Origin of the sequence: Agrobacterium sp. SOY23 (genome assembly GCF_027212525.1) — a bacterium.
GTDB classification, from domain to species: Bacteria; Pseudomonadota; Alphaproteobacteria; order Rhizobiales; family Rhizobiaceae; genus Agrobacterium; species Agrobacterium tumefaciens_I.
Map to the genome: position 1 here is coordinate 70,559 of NZ_JAPWDT010000005.1, position 22,457 is coordinate 93,015.

Consider the following 22,457-nt stretch of genomic DNA (forward strand, 5'->3'; position numbering starts at 1 on the left):
TCGCTTGACCTTCAACTTAGCTTAAACGTTAGGGTCTGTCCAAACCTAGTTTGGAGACCTTGTCATGTCCCTGTTTTCCCCGCTGACGCTGCCCAATGGCGTTATTATCCCAAACCGCATCGCCAAGGCTGCGATGGAAGAGAATATGGCGGACGGTGACCACGCGCCGTCCGCCGAGCTCATCAGCCTCTATCGTGCGTGGGCCGCGGGTGGATCCGGGCTCATCATCACTGGCAATGTGATGATCGATGCCCACGCCATGACCGGCCCGGCCGGTATTGTCCTGGAAGACGATCGTTACCTCGACCGCTTCAAGACATGGGCGGACGCCGCGCGAGCGGGCGGTGGCGAGGTCTGGATGCAGATCAATCATCCCGGCCGCCAGATGCCGGCTGGGCTTGGCCAGCCGACACTGGCTCCATCCGCGATTGCGCTCGATCTTGGCGCGCAGTCCAAAGTTTTCCCCGTGCCGCGCGAGATGACGTCCGACGACATCGCCGAGATCGAGCGCCGCTTTGTCAACACTGCGGTTCTGGCGGAACGCGCTGGTTTCACCGGCGTCGAGATCCACGCGGCCCATGGCTATCTGCTGAGCCAGTTCCTTTCCCCACTCGCCAACCATCGCAAGGATCGCTGGGGCGGAAACCTCGAAAACCGTGCGCGTCTTTTGCTGGATATCGTTCGCAGCGTGCGCGCGGCCGTCTCGCAGGGCTTTGCCGTGGCGGTCAAACTCAACTCGGCCGATTTCCAGCGTGGCGGTTTCTCGCCTGACGATGCGCAAGCCGTGGTCGCCATGCTCGGCAACCTCGGTGTAGACCTCGTTGAGTTGTCCGGCGGCAGCTATGAAGCGCCAGCGATGATGGGTGCGGCGCGCGATGACCGCACCTTGGCACGCGAAGCCTACTTCCTCGAATTTGCGCGCAAGATCGCAGAAGCCGCGACGATGCCGCTGATGGTCACAGGCGGCATCAGGCGTCGCGAGGTGGCGGAGATGGTGATCGAAAGTGGTGTGGCCATGGCGGGGATCGCGACAGCGCTCGCTATCGAGCCGAACCTGGCGCGTAACTGGAGCCTCGGGAAAAACGACGCTCCGGCGCTAAAGCCGATCACCTGGAAGAACAAGCCAGTTGCATCTTCGGCGCACATGGCCGCTGTCCGCTACCAGTTGGTCCGCCTCAGCCGTCGCCGGCGCACGGCTCCGAATGTGTCGCCGGTCTGGGCGCTGCTCACCTCCCAGATATGCGCAAAGCGCAGCACGCGTCGGTATCGTCACTGGATGGCGGAGCGGAAGGCGGCCTGATCGCCCGCCGGTGAATTTGCGCCAGTTAACGGGAGCTGCCCGGCTCTTGACCCTGGCACTGCCACCGAGCCTCAGGCCGTCTTCAGGATTGACAGACCGGCCGGATGTGTCGATCGCTCATTCTCGCCTGTTTTCCAGCGCTCGAAGGCGGCTCGGCCGAGAATGGCGACGGACGTATCCTCCTGGGGAGCATGGACGAGAACGGACTGGATATCCCGGAAATGCCGTTCCAGGCCGAGATCGGCGTTGAGACCGGGATTGCCGATGCCGCGGACAGCCAGTTGCACGGCTTCCCGGATTTGCCTGCCGGCGAGAAGCCGGGCCCTTATCAGGTGTTCGGCATCGCCGATATGGCTTGCGAGCGTGTCGAAGATGATTTGCCGGGCGCCGGAGACCAAAAGGTCGATCTCACCCGAAAGCGTGACAAAACGTTCTGTCCGCGCAATGGGATGGCCGAGATTGGCGGGCACGCGTTCGTGGGCGAAACGAATGAATGCTTCTTGAGCGGCCTCGGCCGCGCCCAGATAGATTGCTGTCAGCGCAAGGGTCATTGCCGCGTGGCTGCGATTATCCTGCTGGGCAACCGAGGGATCAACGAGCTCCAGCACATTTTCTGCCGGGATTTCAACCTCGGTATATTCGACGTCGTGCGAACCGGTCGCCCGCATTCCGAGGCTCTTCCAGTTCTCTATGATCTTGATGCCGGGCAAGTCGTTGGGGACCACGAAGGTGCCGACCCGCGCCTGAACCTCATCGGTGTGCGCCCAGACGAGGAAGTGTGTGAGGCCATGCGCACCCGTCACAAAGCGCTTGCGGCCCGTGATCGACCAGCCATTTGCCGTCCGGTGCGCGCGTGTGGCGGGCAATCCGCCGCGTGCCGGAGAGCCCAGCTCGGGTTCCACGCGGGCGGCATTCAGCAGCAGTGGTTGATGTTTGGCCCTGGAAAGAAGCTCTCTGTAAAGGCCGTCAGGCCAGTGGTCCTTCGTTGCCTGCCCCAGATGGGTGAAGATCGTCATCGCGCTGATGAGGGCCACAGAGGGATCACCGCGTCCAAGCGCTGCCAGAATATGGGCCGCGGTGCTCAGGGTCCCTGCCGGGCCGCCGTAACGTGTGGCCACGGTGCTCTCGAGAAGCCCCGCCTGATGAACGGCGCGAATACCGGTCCAGGGAAACTGGCCGGTCTGATCGGCATCCGGTGCGGCTTCGGAAAGGACGCGCACGGCTGCGTCAAGTGCGGTGGGATCAAACGACATGCGGATAACGGCTTTCTGGAGGTCGAGAGGCGGGATCACCCGTTACGGGCACGGATGATCCCGTCCTGGAAGGAAAGTGCATAGGTCCGACGGCGTGGCCGGACTGCCGCGATCAGGCGGCGGCCTTCTTTTTTGCCTCTTCGCGTTCGCGAATGCCTTCGCGGACGAGGGGCAGGATGTATCGTCCGTAGTCTACGGCATCATTATAATTGTCGTATCCACGGATCGAAATCAGATCGGCGCCGAGATCAATATAGTCGAGAATGGAGTCGGCGATCGTTCGTGGTGATCCGACCAAAGCGGTTGTCGCGCCGCTTGCATTGGTCGCGGTGACCGTCGGATACCACAGCGCCCGGTCGTGAACATCGCCGCGTTTGGCGATATCGAGCAGGCGCTGGGAGCCGATGTTGGCGGGGGCTGTTGCGTTGACGGGTGCGCGGGAAAGCCCCTTCTGGCGGTTCTCGTTCAGGCGGTCGAGAACCCTGTGTGCCTTTTCCCAGGCCAGTTCGTCCGTTTCAGCCACGATTGGCCGGAAGGTAACCCAGATGCGCGGTCGATCGGTTCGGCCTGCTTTTGCGGCTTCGGCATAGATACGGTCGATCTGCTGCTTGGTTTCAGCCAGAGGTTCGCCCCAGAGGCCGAAAATATCGCACAGTGAGCCGCCGATACGATAGGCGGCGTCCGACGAACCGCCGAGCGAAATCGGGATCACACCGTTGATGGGGCGCACGGCGCTGCGGAATTGCTTGAACTGGTAATATTTGCCGTCGAAATCGAAGGGTTCGGTCGACGTCCAGGCAAGGCGGAGAATGCGGATATATTCTTCCTGACGTTCGTAACGCTCTTCCTTGTTGAGGAAATCTCCCTCGCGCGCCTGTTCCTCGTCGCTGCCGCCCGCGATGAAGTGGACGACGACGCGCCCGCCGCTCAACTGGTCGAGCGTGGCGAGCGATTTGGCCGCAACCGTCGGATAGACGGTGTTGGGCCGGAGGGCGACGATGATCTTGATGTGCTTGGTATGCGCAAGCACCGTCGCGCCCAAAGTGAAGGGATCGAATGAGGAGGAGGAATAGGGAATGAGCGTGTAGTTGAACCCGTAGTCGTCCAGCGCACGCGCATAACGTTCGAGGAAAAGCGGATCGACCGGAGCATCCGGGATGGGGTTCAGATCATTGGACGCGTTGGGAAAGCTGACGCTGATGAATTCCGCAGCCATGGGAGCTCCTTGGTGTTTCTGTGTGTCGGGTAAAAGCTAAAGCCGGCACGGCATATGAGGAAGACAGGTCTTTCTATTTCTATGGAATATGTAGAAAATATTGCCCGACTATGCTGATGGTCTAGAAGCCTCGATTGCCGTCTGTTCCGGTTCGTCGTGATGCGGAGTAGGTCTCCACCCCAGAGACGGAGCAACCGTCGTTGCAAGATCGGTAAGCAATCTTATGTTTTCGGACAGTCCGAAAGCGGGAGGCAGAAACAGGACAAGTTCGTCTGCTGCTGCCAGCCCCGGGTCGCTCAACACCGCCTCGATGACGGCATCCGGTGTTCCTTGAAAGACCGGAGAAATCATCGCACCTACCGGCTGGCCGGCGGGAGCCAGCGCCCCCTTCGGGCGCGAGGCGGCAATTCCCGCCGTGCGGCGCTCAAGATCGTAGGCCGCATATTTCTCCCGCAGCTCCGGGGTGGTGCCGACCAGAATGGAAGCGGCAACGGCGACCGGTGGCGGCGTCGTTTTCCAGATGCGCAGCCAGTGGGTGCGATAGGCTTCGATGATCCGCGCCTGATATTGACCGAAAGTCTCGCCCTCGGCCTGATCGTGAAGCACGGTTCCTGAAATCAGGCCGATCCCGAGTTCGGCGGCCTGTATCGCTGAATCGAGGCTGGCAGAGCCTTGCCGGATACGGCCGCGCAAACTGGGGCTATGTGGGGTCACGCGTAACTCGGCTCCCGCAGGCGCGCCTGTGTCCCGCTCCGTAACCGTGTGCAGAACATCGCCGGCAATGGCGGCGAGGAAACGCGACTGGCGCCGCTTTGCCTCTGTCCGGGCATCGGTATCGACGGTTCCAAAAACGGCGTCGAACGCACCGTTGGCCCCGGTCGAAATGGCAAGTTCAAGCCGGCCGTCGATCAAAAGATCGGTTGTTCCCGCCGCCTCAGCCAGGAGGATAGGGTCCTGATAACGCATCGGGATGACGGCGGAGCCGAGCGTGATGTGCCGCGTATGCTGGCCGACTGCCGCAAAGAAGGGTAACGGCGAAGAAAGGTAATGATCGAAGTGACGCTGATAGGCCCAGCCTGACTGATAACCCAGCCTTTCCGCCTGCCTGAACAGTTCTATGCCCTGTCGCAGCCCCTTTGCCGGACCGTCATCGTCGTTGAACGACACCCGCGTATTGAAACCAAGCCGCTGCTTCGGTCGAAACAACGCGGGAAGGTCGCGGGAAGCTGCTGCAATATTCATGCGAGTTGCTCCTTGCGCAGAGCGTGCCGGACCGCGGGAACGCGAACCGTCCCGGCAATGCCCGACGGGATGGAGTTCAGCAGCGACGCGGTATATTCATGTTTCGGATTGCCGAAAATCTCGGTGACCGTGCCATGTTCAACGATGCGTCCCCGCTGCATCACCGAAACGCTGTGCGCAAGTTGCCGGACCAGGGCGAGGTCATGTGAAACGAAGACGTAGGTCAGGCCGAGCTTTGCCTGCAGGGACAGCAGAACCTCTACGATATCTGCCTGAACGCTGACATCGAGAGCGGAGGTGGGCTCATCCAGCACGATCACATCCGGTTTGAGAACCAGCGAACGGGCGATTGCCACACGCTGACGTTGCCCGCCGGACAGGGCCGACGGTTTGCGCTCCAGCAAGTGCTCGCTCAAGCCGACATTCGCGAGAGCTTCCCGTACCCGTTCGGAGCGCTCTTTCGGCGTCCCGATTTCGAACCGGTCGAGTGGTTCACGAACAAGCTGTCCCACCTTCCATGTCGGGTCGAGTGATGTAAACGGGTTCTGGTAAACCAGTTGAAGATGCCGCCAGACGGACCGCAGCGAAGCGCGGCTTTTGCTCGTGACGGTCTCGTCGGCAACCGTGATCGTACCGCTTTCCGGCTCTTCGAGCCCCAGCAGCAGGCGGATCGTCGTCGTCTTGCCGGAGCCGGATTCGCCGACGAGGGCATGGGTCGTGCCTGCCGGAACCGTAAACGAAATATCGTCCACCGCCGTCAGGGTTTTGCCATCGACGGTGAAGCGCTTGGTGACGCCGCTGACGGCGATCTTTGGCGATTTGACGCTCTCGAGAAGGCTGAAGCCCGGATCGCGGAACTTGGCATAACGCTCCGGGTTGAGCGCGGGCACGTCGCCATGAAGCTTTTTCGCATAGGGTGAGGAGGGGGAGGAAAAAACGGCCGACGTCCTGCCTGCTTCCTGCACGACACCGTTCTTCAGCACGACGAGATTGTCTGCCCTTTCTGCCGCTATTGCGAGATCATGGGTAATGAGAAGCAGGCTGATGTTCAGCTCGTCGCGAAGGCGGGAGAGGAGATCGAGGATGCGCTTCTGGATCGTGACGTCGAGTGCCGAAGTCGGCTCGTCCGCCACCAGCAATGCAGGGCGCGGCAATATTGCCAGAGCGATCAGCACGCGTTGCAGCATCCCGCCGGAGAGCTGGTGTGGATAGGAATCGTAGACCCGTTGCGGATTGTCGAGACCCACCTTGGCGAATGTATCGAGGATAAGTGTCTTGCGGATCGCAGGATTGGCCTCTTCCGTCAGCGCTGCGGCCTCCAGTGCCTGGGAGCCGATTGTTCTCACAGGATTGAGAGCGTTGCCCGGATCCTGCGGCACGAAGCCGATTTCACGGCCACGAAACGGCCTGAAGCGGCGTTCCGGCAAGGCGAGAATGTTCTGCCTGTCGAAAACGACCTGCCCCGTAGAGTTCGCACCGTTGGGAAGAAGCCTCAGCACGGCTTTCGCGATTGTCGATTTTCCAGAACCGGATTCTCCGATGAGGGCGAGGCTTTCGCCGCGCCCGATTTCGAAACCGACATTATGGACGACCTCCTGCCTCCCGTAGGCAACGGCAAGATTTTCGACCTTGAGGAGGGGCGTTGCGTGTAGTGGAGACGCTGCCACGATCTCGGGTAGGACTGGCGCTGTTTTCAGTGCGATTTGCGAAGCCATCGGCTGATCCTGTTGACAGAGAGGACGGTCACGATCGTAACGAACGCGGGCGCATAAACGAGCCAGGGCCATTTGAGGTAGTCCTTGCCGATTGAAATCAGCAGGCCCCAGTCGGAAGAAGGCGGAGGGTCGCCGTAGCCGAGGAAGGCGAGGCTGGCGATGACCAGGATGGACTCGCCGAATTGCAGCACGGCGAGCGGCAGCATCGAGCGGGATGCATTTGGAAGGACGTGTCTCAGAACGATGTAGCGGCGTGAACCGCCCAGCAGAAACGAGGCCTCCACGAAGGTCGCCTGACGGGTCTTGATGACCTCGGAGCGCGCCACGCGGGCGAAAAACGCAATGGCCGATATGCCCGTCGCGATCGCGGCATTGATCGTTTCGAAGCCGATGGCCGTGACGATGATGACCGCGAGCAGGAACTTCGGGATGGACAGCAGCACGTCGACAAAACGCGCAAAGACGATATCCACCCAGCCGCCGAAAAACCCGGCGAGCAAACCGATCACACCACCGATGAAGACGCCGATGACGACGGCGACCAAAGCGCTCGATACGGATGAGGCTGTGCCATAAACGACCCGCGTATAGAGATCGCGCCCCAGATGATCCGTGCCGAACCAGTGCGCAAAACTGGGGGCAAGAAGCTTGTCGGCCGGGACGCCGTTGATCGGGCTCTGGCTGGTGAACAGTTGCGGCGCAATCGACCAGGCGACGACAATCGCGATGACGAGGAGGGAAAGCGCAACCGTTGCGGTGATGTTGAGAGCTCTCAGCTTCTCGAACGGATTGCTGCCGGAGACCGGGCTGGAGATAAGGCTCATGGCTTGGCCCCCGTTTCAAGGCCAAGCGGCGTGTCATCGATGGTCGCGAGACGACGTTTGCGGCCAACGATAATTTTTACCCGCGGATCGAGCAGCGGATAGAGAAGGTCGGCGATGAGGTTGACGACGACGAACACCACGGCTCCCAGCGAGACGATGGCCTGCAGGACGGGCAGGTCCTGCGTGCTGACGGAGCGCTGTACGAGACTGCCGATACCGGTACGGCCGAATACCGTTTCCGTGATCAGCGAATTGCCCAGAAGTTCACCCACGGTCAGGGCGATGACGGTCACCACCGGTAGCGAGGCGGGTTTGAGCAGATGTGTCGTGAAAAGCCGTTTCGGGCCGATGCCGCGGCTGCGGGCAACCGCTGCGTAATCCTGCTCCGCTTCATGATCGAGATTGGCGATCAGGACTTCCGCGATCTGTGCGGAAAACGGTATGCCGATGGTGATCGCCGCAAACAGCGTCGCCCAGAAGCTGTCGGGTTCGATGACCCGGAACAGCCTGAGCTGAAAACCGAAGAGATGGATCAGAAAAAGGCCGATGACGAAATTGGGTGTCGACAGGAATAGCGACGGGAAGGCCCGCAGCAACCCCTGCCCATATCGTTTCGGCACGACCTGCGTGCCATAGGCAACGGCGAAGGCGAGGATCAAGGCGACCGTCAGCCCTGCGGAGGCCAAAACCAGCGTCGATGGCAGCACTTCGGCAATCAGGGTCGCCACGGGTCGATTGGAGCGCATGGAAATGCCGAGATCGCCCGTCAGGAATGCCGACAGGGAGTGCCAGAGCTGCACGATGATCGGCCTATCCAGCCCCTGTGCAGCAATGATTTCGGCGATCTCCTGTTCCGAAAAACCGTTCTGAGGGTTGCGCAGAACGCTGGTGATCGGGTCGCCAGGCAAAACGCTGACGACCACGAAGGTGAAGACATAGGCCAGAAGGATGACGACGATCGCCTGGCCGAGCCGCTTTGCGGCGTAGGTTAGGTAGGCATTGCTCATGCCGTCACCTCCTTGACGTTACTCGGTGGGTGCTGGCCTCATTCGGCAATGAACGCTGTGTAATAGCTGGCGTAAGCGACACCGTTATAGACTTCGCCCTTCAGCTTCGGCGACTGCACGTAAATGCGCTGAACGATTTGCGTGCGTGGTATGAAGTAGCCCTGTTCCAGCAGGTATTTTTGCAGGCCGTCCAAAAGAGGCTTTCGTTCTTCGACGGAACCCGCACCGGCGATTTTGTCGCGCAGATCGTTCAGCTTGGCGTCACGATCATCCAGCGCAAACCAGTTCTCGCCATTGTTGGCGTTGGTCAGGATGCTGGCGACCGTGCCGGCGTCGATGAAGCTGCGCGTGACTTCATATGTGGGAACGGCGGCGCCACCGAATTTGACCTTCTCGCCATAGGTCACGACATCATAAGCCCTGATGTTGACCTTCCACCCGAGCTTGCCAAGCTGCTGGGCAATCAACTCATCGACGGATTTCGAAGTTGCCAGGTAAGGATTGGAATGGATCGTCAGTTCCAGCGGCTTGCCGTCTTTCACCCGAACGCCGTTCGCGCCCTTGACCCATCCGGCTTCGTCCAGAAGTTTTTCCGACTTGTCCGGGTTATAGGCGAGGAGATCGCTGTGATCCGTGGCACCCGGGACATTGCTTTGAATGAACGATGTCGCAAGCTTCCAGTCCTGCGTATAGACGGTGTCGATGATCTCCTGGCGATTGATGCCTGCCTGGAGTGCCTGACGCACCTTCACGTCATCATAGGGTTGAAGCTTGGTGTTGACCGCCCAGCCATTGACGAAGCCGAGATAACGCGGGGTCGCGACGGTGAAGCCTTCCTCCTTGAGCGATTTCAGCTCCTGGGGTGAGGCATTGTAAGCGACGTCCGCCTGACCGGACTGAACGGAAGCGACGCGGAGGGATGGCTCCGACACCAGCTTGTAGGTGATGGTATCGAGATAGGCGGGGCCGGTGTGGCCGACTGCGGCAGGTCCCCAATTATAATCCTTGCGCTTGACCAGCGTGACATGGTCGCCCTCTTTCCAGGACTCCACCACGTAAGGTCCGCTGCCGGCGGTCTTGCTGAGGTCAGCCTGCTGGCCGGCCGGCTGGGCAATGCTCTTGGGAGAGATCAGGATGGAGCCGTGATAACCAAGGGTTGGAATGAAACCGAGCGTGGGTTTCTTGAAAAATACCTTGACCGTCGTGGCATCGACCGCTTCAGCGTGATCGTAGGTCTTGGGGAAGAGGCCGATCGGGTTGATCCCCTCGCTCTTGCGGCCGGCATACCAGATGTCGAGATTGGCAACGACGGCCTTGGCATCAAGCGGTTCGCCATCGGAGAAAGTCACGCCGCTTTTGAGGTGAAGCGTGAATTCCGTTGCGGTGTCGTTCTGCTCCCAACGTTCGGCAATCCATGGGCTGACCTTGCCTTCGGCATCGACGTAAAGCAGCTTATCCGTCACATGACCCCATATATGGCCCTGGAAACTGGAGATGGCGCTGTTGTTGGGGATCCATGTATCGCCCAGTGAATCGATCAGAAATGTGATGTCACCGCCATCGCGCGGCGTATCCGCGGCGATTGCCGTCAAAGGTGCTGCGGTCGATAAAAACAGCGAGGCGGAGATTGCCAGGGAGGCTGTGAAAAGCAACCGGCGACGCGAGAGGGAGAATGAGAAAGAACGTTGTGTCATGATATGATCCTGAAAAATTCAAAGTTTTTTCGTTGTAATTTCGGCATCTCCTGCGGTCGCACATGCTGTTGCCGTCGTTGACACAACGCATGTTAAACCGTTGCCGCACCGACCTTTCAGCCGAGCGGGGGAATGCTTGAGTTCATTGGGTGAGCGGGTTGACCGCGAGGGTTAGCGAGCGGCTCCTGGCAGCTTGCCTGGATGAGGAGCGCGCCCGCTTCTACATATTTCAGTCATGACGCGGCCCCTTCGTTGCGGTGTTTATCTTGCCCATAACCTAACAGCCGGGCGTGAGGGAGAAAGACTGGTTATTCTTTTTCTATCGATTTAGTGAATTATTTTATCGCCATTTTGCCAGCAGTTTGGATTGGTGTTTCAGACGCATGTAAATTGCCGTCTCGCACCGGCGATAGATGATGTCGCAGTGCCGAAGATACTGTGTCACGCGGCACAAAGGTCATGGCTTCGAAAACCCTGACCGGCGGCAGGTCGCCAGTGAAAAGCTCAACCTCCACCTTGGCGATCTGGCCGGTCGAACCTTGCGCCAGTTTCGAAGTGCCGATGTCGCGGGTGAGGATGTTAGGGTTGCCATGGATGCAGACGGCATTGTCCGCAATGGGATCCAGCGGCTCGAACCATGCGCCGGTGGCAAGCTGCATCACGCCCGGCATGACGTCATCGCTCAGGATAGCGCCGGCGAGGCAGCTTCCGCGTGCATTAAAAAGCCTGACGACGTCGCCATCAGATATTCCACGGGCAGACGCATCGGCGGGATGGATGCGGACAGGTTCTCTATCTTTGATCTTGGTCGAACGGCTGAAATCGCCGTAGTCCAGCTGGCTGTGCAGACGCTGATACGGCTGATTGCAGACGAGATGAAGGGGGTGGAGGGGCGCGTCATCCGATATCTCCGCTCGTGGCGGATACCAGCGCGGATGACCTTTGCAGTCGTCATAACCGAAGCCCTCGACAGTTCCGGAAAAAATCTCGATCTTTCCTGAAGGCGTTGGCAGCGGTTTAGTCTCGGGATCCAGCAGGAAGCTGCGGGCCGGGCCTCCTTCGTCGGTTTTAATCGGAAGAAGCAGCTCCCCACGCTCCCAGAAGGTTTCAAAATCAGGCGCATCATGCCCGCCTGCCGCGAGCGCGTTACGGGTGGTCTCGTACAGGAAGGCGAGCCATTCCCTGCTGCTACGATTTTCGGTGAAGGCGTCGAACCTGCCAATTTCCCGCGCAATGCCGGCGAATATCTCGTAATCATTGCGTGCTTCACCAACGGGGTCGATCAGGCGCTTCATGGCGATCATCAGGGGATCGCGATCGGCAGCGCCGATGTCGTCACGCTCAAGCGTGGTGGTGGCGGGAAGTACGATATCGGCATGTCGCGCGGTCGAGGTCCAGGCCGATTCGTGGACGATGATCGTTTCGGGACGCCGGAAAGCGGCCCGCAACCGGTTGATATCCTGATGGTGGTGAAACGGATTGCCGCCCGCCCAATAGACGAGCCGGATATCGGGATAGCGAAGCGTGTGGCCATTGTAATGAAACTCGTCGCCGGGATTGAGCAGCATGTCGGCGATGCGTGCGCAGGGGATATAGTCCGGCACGGGGTTTTTGAACTGTTGCAATGTTGGCAAGGGAACGGCGAGCAGGTTCTTGCCGATATTGCCCAGTGCGCCGAGGGAATAGGAAAATCCGCCGCCATCAAATCCGATCTGGCCAAGCATTGCGGCAAGGACAATGCCCATCCACACCGGTTGTTCGCCATAATCGGCCCGCTGGAGCGAATGGCTGACCGTGATCAGGGTCCTCGAACTGGACATCTTCCGCGCCAGCTCGCGGATCGTCTCCGGCGCGATGTTGCAGATCGCGGCCGCCCATTCCGGGCTTTTGTGCTGGCCGTCCTCCTTGCCGAGAAGATAGGTCTCGAAACGGTCATATCCAACCGTGTAACGCTCCAGAAACGCCCGGTCGTGCAGTCCTTCTGTGACGAGGACATGGGCAAGCCCCAGCATCATCGCCACGTCCGTGCCGGGAGTTATAGAAAGCCACTCGGCATTCACATCACTGGGAAAATCGTCTGCCAGCGGGCTGACGAACGTGAAATGCGCACCGCGAGCCCTGGCGCCAGCCAGTTTCTGCCGGACGGTGTGCACGCTGATCCCTCCACCATGGACATCGGCGTTCTTGATCGCCATGCCGCCGAAGGCAAGCACCAGCTCGCTGCTGCGTTCGATCGCATCCCAGGTCACGCTCTTGCGGTCGAAGCTGTCATACGGTCCAAGCACATGGGGGATTATCACCATGGCCGCGCCGGAACTGTAAGTGTTGACGGACCGGACATATCCGCCAAGGACATTCAGAAAACGGTGTATTTGGCTTTGTGCGTGATGAAACCGGCCGGCACTCGACCAACCATAGGAGCCGCCGAACACCGCGCCCGGGCCATGATCGTCATAGACCCGTCCAAGCTCGTCCGCGACCAGTTTCGTTGCTTCGGCCCAACTGACCTCGACGTAATCGTCAGCGCCGCGTCGCTGTGTATGGCCCGTTTCGCGCTCAAGCCAGCCACGCCGGATCGCAGGCCGCCGGACGCGAGCCGGGCTATGGGCAACTGCGGGAAGATTGCCCAGAAGCGGTGACGGGTGCGGGTCGCCGGGGTGCGGCTCTATCTCCAGTCGCCCATTTGCAAACCGACCGGAGAACGCGCCCCAATGGGAACTGTGAGTTTTGAAGGAATTCATCGCATGACCTCACGATCAGGATTGCAGAATGGCAATTCTATTTCGGCAGGATTTTTCCCGGGTTCATGATACCGGCGGGATCGACCGCATGTTTGATGAGCGCCATCAGATCAACCGCGTCGCCATGTTCTTCACGCAGATAAGCGATTTTGCCGGTGCCCACGCCATGTTCGCCAGTCGAAGTGCCGCCGACAGAGAGGGCATATTGCACCATCTTCTTGTTGATGGCCGCCACTTCGCCGAGCTCTTCCGCATTGCCGGGATCGAAGGCGAAGACGACGTGATAATTGCCGTCGCCGACATGGCCGAGGATAGCCGCCGGGACGCTGCAATCCTTCAGAAGTTCGCGGGTCTTCAATATGCAGTTGCTGAGCTGCGAGACCGGAACACAGACATCCGATGACCAGCCTTTGGCATTTGGCCTCTGGGATACGACGGCATAGAACGCATTATGCCTCGCTTTCCAGAGACGATTGCGTTCTTCGGGCGCATTGGCCCACTCGAAATCCTTGCCGCCATGGTCCTCCACGATGGCGGATACCATATCGACCTGCTCCTGAACGCCGGCGGGCGAGCCGTGAAACTCGAAAGCCAACGTATCCTCGATCTTCAGGTCCAGCCCGGAATAGGCGTTGACGGCCCTGATCAGGCCACGGTCCATAAGCTCCATGCGGGCGACCGGGATGCCCAGCTGAACGACCTGAATGGCAGCCGCCACCGCCTGTTCGACGCTCTCGAAAGAGCAGAGTGCTGCCGAGATGGTCTCCGGTATTCCGTAGAGGCGAAGCGTTATTTCGGTGATGATACCGAGAGTGCCTTCCGAGCCCACAAATAACCGCGTCAGGTCATATCCGGCGGAAGATTTTCTGGCGCGACCGCCGGTCCTGATGATCTGGCCGGACGGCAGCACCACGGTCAGCCCGAGCACGTTTTCCCGCATCGTTCCATAGCGGACGGCATTGGTGCCGGAAGCGCGGGTTGCGGCCATGCCGCCAATGGAGGCGTTTGCGCCGGGATCGATGGGAAAGAACAACCCCATGTCTCGCAGGTAAGTGTTCAGCTGCTCCCGCGTTACGCCAGCCTCAACCGTGCAATCCAGATCGTCACTGCTGATACGGGCAATCTTCGACATGCGTGAAAGGTCGATCGAGACCCCGCCTTTAACGGCCGTCAAATGCCCCTCGAGCGAAGTGCCGGCGCCGAAAGCGATGACGGCCACGCCTTCTGCCGCGCATAACCGCACGATTTCGGATACTTCTGCCGTGGTTTCAGCGAAAGCGACCGCGTCGGGAAACGCGGCTGCATGATGCGCTTCGCCACGCCCATGCTGCTCGCGCAGGGCAAGTGACGTCGATAGACGCTCACCGAGCAGGTCCTGCAGGGATTGAATAAGAGGAGCGGGCAGATCGGGCATAAGGAGATTCCATGGGAGCCTTGCGGGAGAAAGCCGCGAGAGGCTTTATGAACATAGGACGAAACGCCTTGGCAGGACCGCGAAACCGTCTCCTGCCGTCCGGCGGCGATATCAGGCGGCGAGCTTCTCACCGCTGAGGTGACGCTCGAGGAACGGAAGACTATCCTGCCCCCAATAGAGTTCATTCTGATATCGGTAGGTCGGCACGCCGAACACACCTGCTGTCCTGGCGGCTTCGAAACTGGCCTTTTGCCGGGCCGCAACCGCATCGCTTTGGCCACGTTCATCGAGCGCCGCCGCATCAAAGCCCGCGGCTGTCGCAATCGCCCGCCGGACATCCGCATTGCCGATGTCTTCACCGCGAACCCAGAAAGCCTCCTGAAGCGCAAGTGCAAGCTTGAGCCAGTCCTGACCCGCCTCGATCGCTGCCGCAACCATCAGGCCTGCCGGTGAGGGATCGGAGAGAGCTGCGCGATTGTCAAAATTGAGCACTTTTCCGCGCAATTCCGCCCAGCGCTTCAGATCCCTGATCCAGTAGGCACGTCTGGCCTCGGGCCGGTTTCGCGAATAAATGCCGCCATTTTCCTCGATCAGCGGAATGACATGCGGGTGGATCGTGGCACCCTGTTCTTTCGCCAGGGCAGCAAAGGGTTCGAGACCGATGAACGCCCAGGGAGAGCCGATGCTGAAAAAATAATCGATCGTCTTTGTCATTGTCTGCTGCTTTCAGTTGGATTGATTGGTGGAGGCGGCCATGTCGAAGACGGAGAGAGCACAGTCACGCGCAATCAGGACAGCTTCAGGATCCCGCCCGACGGCGACGGTAGCCAATGCCCCTTCGTAAAGAAGCGAAAGATGGGCGGTGGCAATCTGCGCAGTGCTGCCGGCTCTTGCGAGGACAGCGGCAAATACGTCCCTGACCTTGGCCTTATGGGTACGTGCAACGGATACGACACGCTCGGACTCGCCATGTTCCGCAACCGCAAGAGCGAAAGCGCAGCCGCGAAAATCCGGGCTGTCGGCTTTTTCGTGGAGTTGATCGAAGATCAACCGGATCTGCTCCTTCGGAGCCATGTCCGCATCCAGCACTTTCTGAAACGAATAGATTACCCGCTCGTGCCGTGCCTCTAGATAGGCCGCAACGAGGTGATCCTTGGACGGGAAATGCCGGTAGAGCGTGGCTTTCGCAACATTCGCTTCTTCAATGATCCGATCTATGCCGACAGCCCGGATACCTTCACGATAGAAGAGCGTACCGGCGGCGGCAAGGATATGGTCTGATATGGCTTCTCTCATTTTATCGTTTCACACTGTCGTTTCATAAATCGCACTGCTACGGGTTGTCGTCATGAAGGGCGGCAGGACCGGGATGTGCCGCCCGGCCCGGAGCGACGATGAGAGAAGTGATCGCATCGAGTGGCAGCGGTTTTGAAAACCCGCCCTGATGCGCCAGATTTCCGGCAAGCGTTTGAACGGCTTCGTTATAGGGCGTCGGAACATTGTGAAGCCGGCCGAGCAAAACGATTTCGCCGTTGAGGAAATCCACCTCGCTCGAGGCTCCGCGTTTGAAACTCTGCCATGTTGATTGCTGGCCCGGATGAATGCCGCTGTTCGGCGCTACGTGCCAGTTGGAGATGTCGAGGGTCCGCTCGGAGGGCAAGGCAAGGGTGTAACCCGCTGCCTCCAGCACATGGCGGGCCTCATCCACCAGAGCCGCGCTGATCCTGTCGTTCAGATCCCGGGGACCGTCGAAAAGTTCCAGGGCATTGCGAACGTTGTGGAGGAGTTTTGCTGATTTCCACCGGCGGATATCGTCGCTCGCCTCGGCCAGATATCCCGCCCTGTTCAGGTCCGCCGTGACCTGCGTGGTCACGTCATCCTGTCCGTCCGGAAAACGCCCAACCGTCACGATGCCCAACTGCGGCTCGCCACCGACCACTACCTTGCCGGTTTCCGTGAACCGCGCCGGTGTCAGAATGCTTGCGCCATATACCCTGGAAAATGTTCTCAGCGCATTTGCTTCGGTCGCCAGTCCGTTTTGAAAGGTCACGACAGGAAGGTTTGCCGCTGCCGGCGTCGTCGTGTTCGAGACGCTTTGCCAGGACCAGAAGGCAAGTGCGCTGACGGCATCCTGAGCTTTCACCGTGAGCAGGAGGATATCATCCAGTGTCAATTCCGGAAGATCCGCCAGGTCGAAAACCTTGAGATCGATCTGCCGCGTCTCCGCGGGGCGCTGGAAGGTAAGGCCATGTTGCCTGATATGATTGATCTGCGCACCCCGTCCGAAAAGCGCATAGTCAATGCCGGAAAGTGCAAACTGTGCTGCAAGGCTCGCGCCCACCGCACCGGCGCCGATGATAACGTAACGTGGCATCTGTTGTTTCTCGTCTTTTTTCACGCCCCGGATTTTCCGGAGGGCGTCGGCTGTTCATTGGTTGGCGGTCTGCGCGGGCGGCAATTGGGGATGGGGGTGGAAGCGGTTCAGAATTATTCTGGAGCGGATCGTAAAGCCTGCCCGCCGTGTAAAGGAAGACCGGTCATTCTATATCTACTAATTTTATAGAAAATCAGTTCCCGAAATCAGCGATTTCGGGAGAGATCGCGCTGCTCCTGGCCGGCGCTTCATTCTGGCTGACAGGGACGCATCTGCATTCGATGCCGGCAGCCGCAACAATCTTTATTTGATACCGAAACCGAGGCGGCGCAATGTTTGGCTCAGTTCCGCGCGGCCTTTCAGCGCGGCGGCATTTTCCACGCGCTGGGCAATGGGTGAGGTCCAGCCGTTTTGCGGCAGGCCCTGTTTTTCCTGAAACACCTTCAAGACCTCATCATAGGAACTGAGATCATCGCTTGCCGGTTCTGAATAGGTTTCATGAAACAGAATGGATGATTGCGACAGGCGCGGCTTGACGTCGGTTTTCACCGCCGGGTCGGGATAGCCGACCGTGAGGCCAAAGACGGCGATGGTCTCGGGAGGAAGGTTCAGTTCGCGGGACACGTCTTCCGGCCTGTTGCGGATACCGCCGACATAGCAGGAGCCAAGACCGAGTGAATCAATGGCGGCAACGGCATTCTGCGCGGCCAGCGCCGCATCGATGGCGCCGATCAGGAAGCTCTCCAGATAATCCAGCCCTTCGCCCCTGTTGCCTTGCTTGGAAGCGACGGTGCGCAACCGCTTCAGGTCGATCAGCCAGACGAGGAAAACGGGTGCGTCCTTTATGTGACCGTTACCACCCGTGAAATCTGCCAGTCGCGTCTTGCGCTCCCTGTCCTGAACCGCCACCACGCTCCAAGCCTGAAGATTGGACGATGTCGGTGCAGATTGTGCGGCTGCGATCAGAAGTTCCAGAGTGCCCTGCGGCAGAGCTTTTGGCAGATAGGCGCGGGCGGTGCGATGGTTCAGCAAGGCGTCAATGGTGTCGTTCCAGAAGGGCGGAGAAAAGTCGGCCTGCGCTCCATAACGGGCCTCAACCCGCTGCTGTGGAGTTTCAAGTTTGGTGATCGGACTGGACAGGGTCATCGCGTTAAGCTCCGTAATATTGGGATGGGTTGCAACGCCCATGGTGGGAAGGCCGTGCAAGGCCTATCATTTTATGCTTTCCCAGTTCACCGGCCAGCTTCACGCAGACTATTCGGATCAAGCCGTAGCCGTCAGATGACGTGGGCGTTGTGCAGGGCGGTCAGCACCTCGTTCTTGAGGCTGGCGAGTTGCGGCGACCTTCGGTCGCGCGGACGTCGCACGTCCACCTCTATATGCTGCTGGATGCGGCCGTCATGGGCACCCATCATGTAAATCCTGTCGCCGAGGTAGAGCGCTTCGTCAATGTCATGGGTGACGAGCAGGAAGGAAATGCCGCGCTGTTCGACGAGCTTCAGCACCAGATCCTGCAACTTCATCCGCGTGAAAGCGTCGACCGCACTGAAGGGTTCATCGAGCAGCAGGATGCGCGGCTCGGTATAGAGCGCCCTTGCTATCGCCACACGTTGCGCCATGCCGCCCGAAAGGGCTTTTGGCAGTGCTCCGCCATGGCCGCTCAAACCGACATCGTTGATCAGCTTTTCCACGCGCCCGACATCATATTTCCTGCCGGCCGCATAACCGATGTTTTCGGCAACCGTCAGCCAGGGCATCAGGCGGGGTTCCTGAAAGACGAAGGCAATGGGCGGTGAGCCCGATGCCTGCGCCTCGTCCTCCTGAACCCTGACCGCACCAGAAAAACGCCGGTCGAGGCCGGCGGCGATGCGCAGCAATGTGCTCTTGCCGCAGCCGCTGGGGCCAAGAAGGACCGCCGCTTCGCCATCACCCAGCGTGAGTTGGATATCCTGAAGGACCACCGTGTCGCCGAAAGCCTTCTCGCGCACATCGACACTCAGCAAACTCATCGCAGGCGTCCTTCCTGCTGAAGCGGATAGGTGTCGCGCCAGCGCAGGCAGCGGTCCTCAACGATCTTGAAGAGGCTATCGGAAATCTTGCCCAGCACCGCAAGGCAGATGATGGCGATCATGACGAGATCGGGCCGGGAAAGCTCCCGCCCGTCGGACAGCATGTAGCCGATACCTTCCGAGGCAGCCAGAAGTTCGGCCGCGACGACGCTCAGCCAGGCGAGCGACAACCCGTAACGCAGGCCCGTGAAGAGATGCGGCAGCGAGGCGGGAATGAAAATCCGCCACACCAGCACGGGCAGCGGCTGGCGATACATCTCGCCCACCTCCACCAGCTTGCGGTCGACATTCCTGATGCCGGAAAAAAGGTTGAGATAGACCGGAAAAAACGCGCTTTTGGCGATCAGCACGATTTTCGAGGTTTCGCCGATGCCGAACCAGATCATCAGCAGCGGCACCCATGCGAGGCTCGGGACCGCACGCAACGCCTGAAACGTCGGCTCGAGATAACGTTCGGCGGCAATCACCAGACCGACGAGCGAACCGACGACGATGGCGAGCAGGGAACCGATGACGAAGCCGACGAAGACGCGCGCAGTACTGGCCGCAACATTCGTCCACAGGGGACCTTCCGCAAGCCGCAGGAACGTGTCGTAAAGTTCGGAGGGCGGCGGCAGCACATAGGGGCTGACCCAGCCGAGGCGAACGAAAAGCTCGAGAAGCAAAAGCGAGCCGACGGGCACGATTGCGCCGCGCAGGTCGAAACGGCCAAGGAAATTCCCCACCCTTTGCGCGAGCGGCAATCGGGAAGGGAATTGTCCCGTAGTCTGTTTCACGCGCTGGAATTCGCGCGGATGGGAATTCATGCGCCAAGTGCCTTTTTCGCCGGTGTCGGATCGATCAGCGAAGAAAGGACATTGTCGACATTGACGCCGGGGCGCAGAACATCGTCGCCCAAAAGCGGCGTGACGATGCGGATCGAGTTCAGCAATTCTTCGCCGGGAACGGGATCCTTCCAGTCGCGCTTCTCGATCGTGAGCTTGGTGATCTTGGGATCGTTGCCGGTGACCTGCGTGACGAAATCGATGAATTCGCCCTTGTTTTCACGGATCCATTTTTGCGTCTGCACCCAGACACCGAGAAGTCTGTCGACCGCTTTCGGGTACTTCGCCAGAAACTCTTCGGACACGCTGAAGACGCTGCCGTCGCGCCAGCTGCGCTCGTCGAAAATCGCCCGGTCGCCGGCAAGCTCGGCCTGGGATGTGTGCGGATCGATGCCGACCCAGGCATCCACCTGACCCTGCTGAAGCGCGTTGAAACCTTCCGGATGCTGCAGGTTCACGACCTTGAGGTCGTTGATGGACAGCTTGTTCTGGTCAAGCGCGCGGACGAGGGTGAAATAGGGTGCGGTGCCCTTGGTGACCGCAATGGTCTTGCCCTTGAGGTCGGCGACGGTCTTGATGGGTGAATCCGGGCGCACCTGAATGATGGAGGAACCGCCCCAGCTCGCCACATAGATCACCTTTAGCGGCACGCCGTTGGCGCGGGCGAGAAAGGCGGAAAGGGCGGCCGAGCCGGCAAAGTCCGTCGAACCGACCTTCAGGAATTCGAGCGAATTATTGCTGCCGCGGGATTGCACCCAGGTGATCTTGGTGCCGACATCCTTGAAAGCTTCCTCAAGCCAGCCCTTGTTCTTTATCAGCAGCGTGTGAGAGGAGTAAAATCCCCAGTCCAGCTTCAGCTCGGCAGGAAACTCCTGTGAATTCTGGGCCAGTGCATTGCCCGTGACAAGTGGTGCTGCGAGCGCGCCGGCGATGCCGAATTTGAGGATCTGGCGGCGGGAATGTTCAGCCTTCATATTAATTCACCTAATTTATGTATTTTGTGTATTTAAAGGGTATGGGCGGGTGTTTTTAAGGTCAATCCGCCCTTCTGGAACCTCATGCCAAACTTTGCGACCGGCGTGGAAAATCTCCCTACCGGGAGAGCGATCGGCGCGACGGCGCTTTATTCAGGTGAAAAATCGATTGGCCGGTCGTTGCAGGCCAAGATGGTCGCGCAATGTCGGCCCTTCATAATCCTTGCGGAACAGCCCGCGCCTTTGCAGTTCCGGCACCACCTGCGTCGTGAAATCGTCCAGACCGGCAGGCAGGAAAGGGAAGGTGACGTTGAAACCATCCGAGCCCTCTTCATGGAGCCATTGCTCCATCTCGTCGGCGATGGTTCTGGCCGTGCCGACAAATGCGAGACCTCCATAACCACCCAGTCGCTGGGCGAGTTGGCGTACCGTCAGGCCTTCGCTTCTGGCGAGTTCGATGACCCTTTCACGGCTGGATTTGCTCGCATTCGTCTCAGGGATGTCAGGCAAGGGGCCATCGGGATCGAAGCTCGAAGCATCGTGGCCGAGCGCGATCGAAAGCGAGGCGATTGCACTTTCATAGTGGACGAGACTGTCGAGTTTGGCGCGTTTGGCTTTCGCCTCGTCCACGGTATCGCCGACCAGAACGAAAGCGCCCGGCAGGATGATGATGCCGTCGCGGGAACGGTCTGCGGCGACGGTCCTGTCCTTGACGTCCTTATAAAAGGCCTTTCCCGCCGCAAGCGTGGGTGTCGCCGCAAAGACCACTTCTGCGGTTTCGGCGGCAAGCTGGCGTCCCGGCTCCGATGCCCCGGCCTGAACGATGACGGGCCAGCCCTGCACCGGGCGGGCGATATTGAGCGGCCCGCGCACGGAAAATTCCGGTCCCTTGTGGTTGAGCACATGCATTTTTTCAGGATCGAAGAACAGCCCGCTATCGACATCCCGGATAAAGGCCTCGTCGGAGAAGGAGTCCCAGAGGCCGGTGACGACATCGTAAAATTCCCGCGCCCGCGCATAACGCTCGGTGTGATCAGGCTGATCGTCGCGGCCGAAATTGCGCGCCGCATCCGGGTTGGACGTGGTGACGATGTTCCAGCCGGCGCGGCCGTTGCTGAGGTGATCGAGCGAGGCGAAACGCCGGGCCACATGATAGGGCTCATCGAATGTGGTGGAGGCGGTGGCGACCAGCCCGATGCGGGAGGTGACGGCAGCAAGCGCCGAAAGCAGGGTGAAGGGCTCGAAGGAGGTGACGGTGTGGCTGCGGCGCAGTGCTTCCGTGGGCATGTTCAGCACCGCCAGATGATCGGCCATGAAGAAGGCATCGAATTTCGCGGCTTCCAGCTGTTGTGCGAAGCGCGCCAGATGGGCGAAATTGAAATTCGCATCCGGGAATGCGCCCGGATAACGCCATGCACCCGTGTGGAGACTAACGGGCCGCATGAAGGCGCCGAGATGCAGTTTGCGATCATTTGCCATTGGGCTTCACTTTCGTTGATGTTTTTGGCTTGCGCGACTCGTTGCCGATGGCCGCAGCCGCAGGCACGCCTTTGCTGGTGGCGACGATATCCCTGCCGGAGGATCGGCGCGGCAAAGACTATTCCGATTATGATTTCCGAACCGAAAGATTTTTGCCGAAATTCCGCATTTGGCGATGATCCCGCCACCCACGCGGCTTTGTTTCCACCCTGTTGAGCGGGAGAACCAAAGGGTCGGACGTCACTTCCGGCCGCCCGCGCCAAAATTTGCCGAAAACCGCAGATGATTAGAAGAATTTTGCTTTCCGGATCTCCGCTTCTGTGTTTCTTAT

18 protein-coding genes are annotated in these 22,457 nt (G+C 59.7%); 1 reads left to right on the top strand and 17 read right to left on the bottom strand.

What is annotated here, in order from left to right:
• Window positions 1–64: 64 nt before the first annotated feature.
• On the top strand, window positions 65–1,300 hold the full coding sequence (locus O3S81_RS15630) for an NADH:flavin oxidoreductase/NADH oxidase family protein (protein ID WP_269344582.1): 1,236 nt from the start codon (window positions 65–67) through the stop codon (window positions 1,298–1,300).
• A gap of 71 nt (window positions 1,301–1,371) precedes the next feature.
• On the opposite strand, the gene O3S81_RS15635 is transcribed toward O3S81_RS15630, so the two are convergent.
• The 17 genes from O3S81_RS15635 to O3S81_RS15715 form a co-directional block, all read right to left on the bottom strand.
• The gene (locus tag O3S81_RS15635) at window positions 1,372–2,553 is read right to left on the bottom strand and encodes an acyl-CoA dehydrogenase family protein (RefSeq protein WP_269344584.1); all 1,182 of its coding nucleotides are present in this window, start codon (window positions 2,551–2,553) and stop codon (window positions 1,372–1,374) included.
• A 112-nt stretch (window positions 2,554–2,665) separates the two neighbouring features.
• Window positions 2,666–3,769: an LLM class flavin-dependent oxidoreductase gene (locus O3S81_RS15640; RefSeq protein ID WP_269344585.1), complete on the bottom strand. Its 1,104-nt coding sequence runs from the start codon at window positions 3,767–3,769 to the stop codon at window positions 2,666–2,668.
• A gap of 108 nt (window positions 3,770–3,877) precedes the next feature.
• Entirely contained in the window at window positions 3,878–5,011 is a 1,134-nt protein-coding gene (locus tag O3S81_RS15645) for an LLM class flavin-dependent oxidoreductase (protein WP_269344587.1), read from the bottom strand.
• Window positions 5,008–6,726 carry a dipeptide ABC transporter ATP-binding protein gene (locus O3S81_RS15650; RefSeq protein ID WP_269344589.1) on the bottom strand — a complete coding sequence of 573 codons (1,719 nt, stop codon included), beginning with the start codon at window positions 6,724–6,726 and terminating at the stop codon, window positions 5,008–5,010. The genes O3S81_RS15645 and O3S81_RS15650 overlap by 4 nt, the downstream gene beginning before the upstream one ends.
• Window positions 6,705–7,550 carry an ABC transporter permease gene (locus tag O3S81_RS15655; RefSeq protein ID WP_035262723.1) on the bottom strand — a complete coding sequence of 282 codons (846 nt, stop codon included), beginning with the start codon at window positions 7,548–7,550 and terminating at the stop codon, window positions 6,705–6,707. Before O3S81_RS15655 ends, O3S81_RS15650 begins: the two co-directional genes overlap by 22 nt.
• On the bottom strand, window positions 7,547–8,557 hold the full coding sequence (locus O3S81_RS15660) for an ABC transporter permease (RefSeq protein WP_269344596.1): 1,011 nt from the start codon (window positions 8,555–8,557) through the stop codon (window positions 7,547–7,549). Before O3S81_RS15660 ends, O3S81_RS15655 begins: the two co-directional genes overlap by 4 nt.
• Before the next feature lie 38 nt (window positions 8,558–8,595).
• On the bottom strand, window positions 8,596–10,251 hold the full coding sequence (locus O3S81_RS15665; RefSeq protein ID WP_269344598.1) for an ABC transporter substrate-binding protein: 1,656 nt from the start codon (window positions 10,249–10,251) through the stop codon (window positions 8,596–8,598).
• 335 nt (window positions 10,252–10,586) lie between these two features.
• Window positions 10,587–12,992, bottom strand: a complete 2,406-nt coding sequence (locus O3S81_RS15670; protein ID WP_269344600.1) for a molybdopterin guanine dinucleotide-containing S/N-oxide reductase — start codon at window positions 12,990–12,992, stop codon at window positions 10,587–10,589.
• Between the two features lie 37 nt (window positions 12,993–13,029).
• Window positions 13,030–14,406, bottom strand: a complete 1,377-nt coding sequence (locus tag O3S81_RS15675; RefSeq protein ID WP_269344601.1) for an FAD-binding oxidoreductase — start codon at window positions 14,404–14,406, stop codon at window positions 13,030–13,032.
• 111 nt (window positions 14,407–14,517) lie between these two features.
• Complete coding sequence (locus tag O3S81_RS15680) at window positions 14,518–15,120, bottom strand: 2-hydroxychromene-2-carboxylate isomerase (RefSeq protein ID WP_269344603.1); 603 nt, start codon at window positions 15,118–15,120, stop codon at window positions 14,518–14,520.
• A gap of 12 nt (window positions 15,121–15,132) precedes the next feature.
• The gene (locus O3S81_RS15685) at window positions 15,133–15,702 is read right to left on the bottom strand and encodes a TetR/AcrR family transcriptional regulator (protein ID WP_269344605.1); all 570 of its coding nucleotides are present in this window, start codon (window positions 15,700–15,702) and stop codon (window positions 15,133–15,135) included.
• 37 nt (window positions 15,703–15,739) lie between these two features.
• The gene (locus O3S81_RS15690; RefSeq protein WP_269344607.1) at window positions 15,740–16,780 is read right to left on the bottom strand and encodes a ketopantoate reductase family protein; all 1,041 of its coding nucleotides are present in this window, start codon (window positions 16,778–16,780) and stop codon (window positions 15,740–15,742) included.
• Between the two features lie 303 nt (window positions 16,781–17,083).
• A complete protein-coding gene (locus O3S81_RS15695) occupies window positions 17,084–17,926 on the bottom strand; it encodes an NADPH-dependent oxidoreductase (RefSeq protein WP_269344609.1) in 843 nt (280 codons plus the stop codon).
• Window positions 17,927–18,057: 131 nt separating this feature from the next.
• Window positions 18,058–18,789 (bottom strand): ABC transporter ATP-binding protein, encoded by a 732-nt coding sequence (locus O3S81_RS15700; protein ID WP_269344610.1) that lies wholly within the window; start codon window positions 18,787–18,789, stop codon window positions 18,058–18,060.
• Complete coding sequence (locus O3S81_RS15705) at window positions 18,786–19,655, bottom strand: ABC transporter permease (RefSeq protein WP_269344612.1); 870 nt, start codon at window positions 19,653–19,655, stop codon at window positions 18,786–18,788. Before O3S81_RS15705 ends, O3S81_RS15700 begins: the two co-directional genes overlap by 4 nt.
• Complete coding sequence (locus O3S81_RS15710; RefSeq protein WP_269344614.1) at window positions 19,652–20,647, bottom strand: aliphatic sulfonate ABC transporter substrate-binding protein; 996 nt, start codon at window positions 20,645–20,647, stop codon at window positions 19,652–19,654. Before O3S81_RS15710 ends, O3S81_RS15705 begins: the two co-directional genes overlap by 4 nt.
• 153 nt (window positions 20,648–20,800) lie before the next feature.
• Window positions 20,801–22,126, bottom strand: a complete 1,326-nt coding sequence (locus O3S81_RS15715) for an LLM class flavin-dependent oxidoreductase (RefSeq protein WP_269344615.1) — start codon at window positions 22,124–22,126, stop codon at window positions 20,801–20,803.
• Window positions 22,127–22,457 lie beyond the last annotated feature (331 nt).

Coding starts and splice junctions, on each gene's coding strand:
- O3S81_RS15630 (WP_269344582.1), top strand. CDS start 65: ATGTCCCTGTTTTCCCCGCTGACGCTGCCCAATGGCGTTATTATCCCA.
- O3S81_RS15635 (WP_269344584.1), bottom strand. CDS start 2,553: ATGTCGTTTGATCCCACCGCACTTGACGCAGCCGTGCGCGTCCTTTCC.
- O3S81_RS15640 (WP_269344585.1), bottom strand. CDS start 3,769: ATGGCTGCGGAATTCATCAGCGTCAGCTTTCCCAACGCGTCCAATGAT.
- O3S81_RS15645 (WP_269344587.1), bottom strand. CDS start 5,011: ATGAATATTGCAGCAGCTTCCCGCGACCTTCCCGCGTTGTTTCGACCG.
- O3S81_RS15650 (WP_269344589.1), bottom strand. CDS start 6,726: ATGGCTTCGCAAATCGCACTGAAAACAGCGCCAGTCCTACCCGAGATC.
- O3S81_RS15655 (WP_035262723.1), bottom strand. CDS start 7,550: ATGAGCCTTATCTCCAGCCCGGTCTCCGGCAGCAATCCGTTCGAGAAG.
- O3S81_RS15660 (WP_269344596.1), bottom strand. CDS start 8,557: ATGAGCAATGCCTACCTAACCTACGCCGCAAAGCGGCTCGGCCAGGCG.
- O3S81_RS15665 (WP_269344598.1), bottom strand. CDS start 10,251: ATGACACAACGTTCTTTCTCATTCTCCCTCTCGCGTCGCCGGTTGCTT.
- O3S81_RS15670 (WP_269344600.1), bottom strand. CDS start 12,992: ATGAATTCCTTCAAAACTCACAGTTCCCATTGGGGCGCGTTCTCCGGT.
- O3S81_RS15675 (WP_269344601.1), bottom strand. CDS start 14,406: ATGCCCGATCTGCCCGCTCCTCTTATTCAATCCCTGCAGGACCTGCTC.
- O3S81_RS15680 (WP_269344603.1), bottom strand. CDS start 15,120: ATGACAAAGACGATCGATTATTTTTTCAGCATCGGCTCTCCCTGGGCG.
- O3S81_RS15685 (WP_269344605.1), bottom strand. CDS start 15,702: ATGAGAGAAGCCATATCAGACCATATCCTTGCCGCCGCCGGTACGCTC.
- O3S81_RS15690 (WP_269344607.1), bottom strand. CDS start 16,780: ATGCCACGTTACGTTATCATCGGCGCCGGTGCGGTGGGCGCGAGCCTT.
- O3S81_RS15695 (WP_269344609.1), bottom strand. CDS start 17,926: ATGACCCTGTCCAGTCCGATCACCAAACTTGAAACTCCACAGCAGCGG.
- O3S81_RS15700 (WP_269344610.1), bottom strand. CDS start 18,789: ATGAGTTTGCTGAGTGTCGATGTGCGCGAGAAGGCTTTCGGCGACACG.
- O3S81_RS15705 (WP_269344612.1), bottom strand. CDS start 19,655: ATGAATTCCCATCCGCGCGAATTCCAGCGCGTGAAACAGACTACGGGA.
- O3S81_RS15710 (WP_269344614.1), bottom strand. CDS start 20,647: ATGAAGGCTGAACATTCCCGCCGCCAGATCCTCAAATTCGGCATCGCC.
- O3S81_RS15715 (WP_269344615.1), bottom strand. CDS start 22,126: ATGGCAAATGATCGCAAACTGCATCTCGGCGCCTTCATGCGGCCCGTT.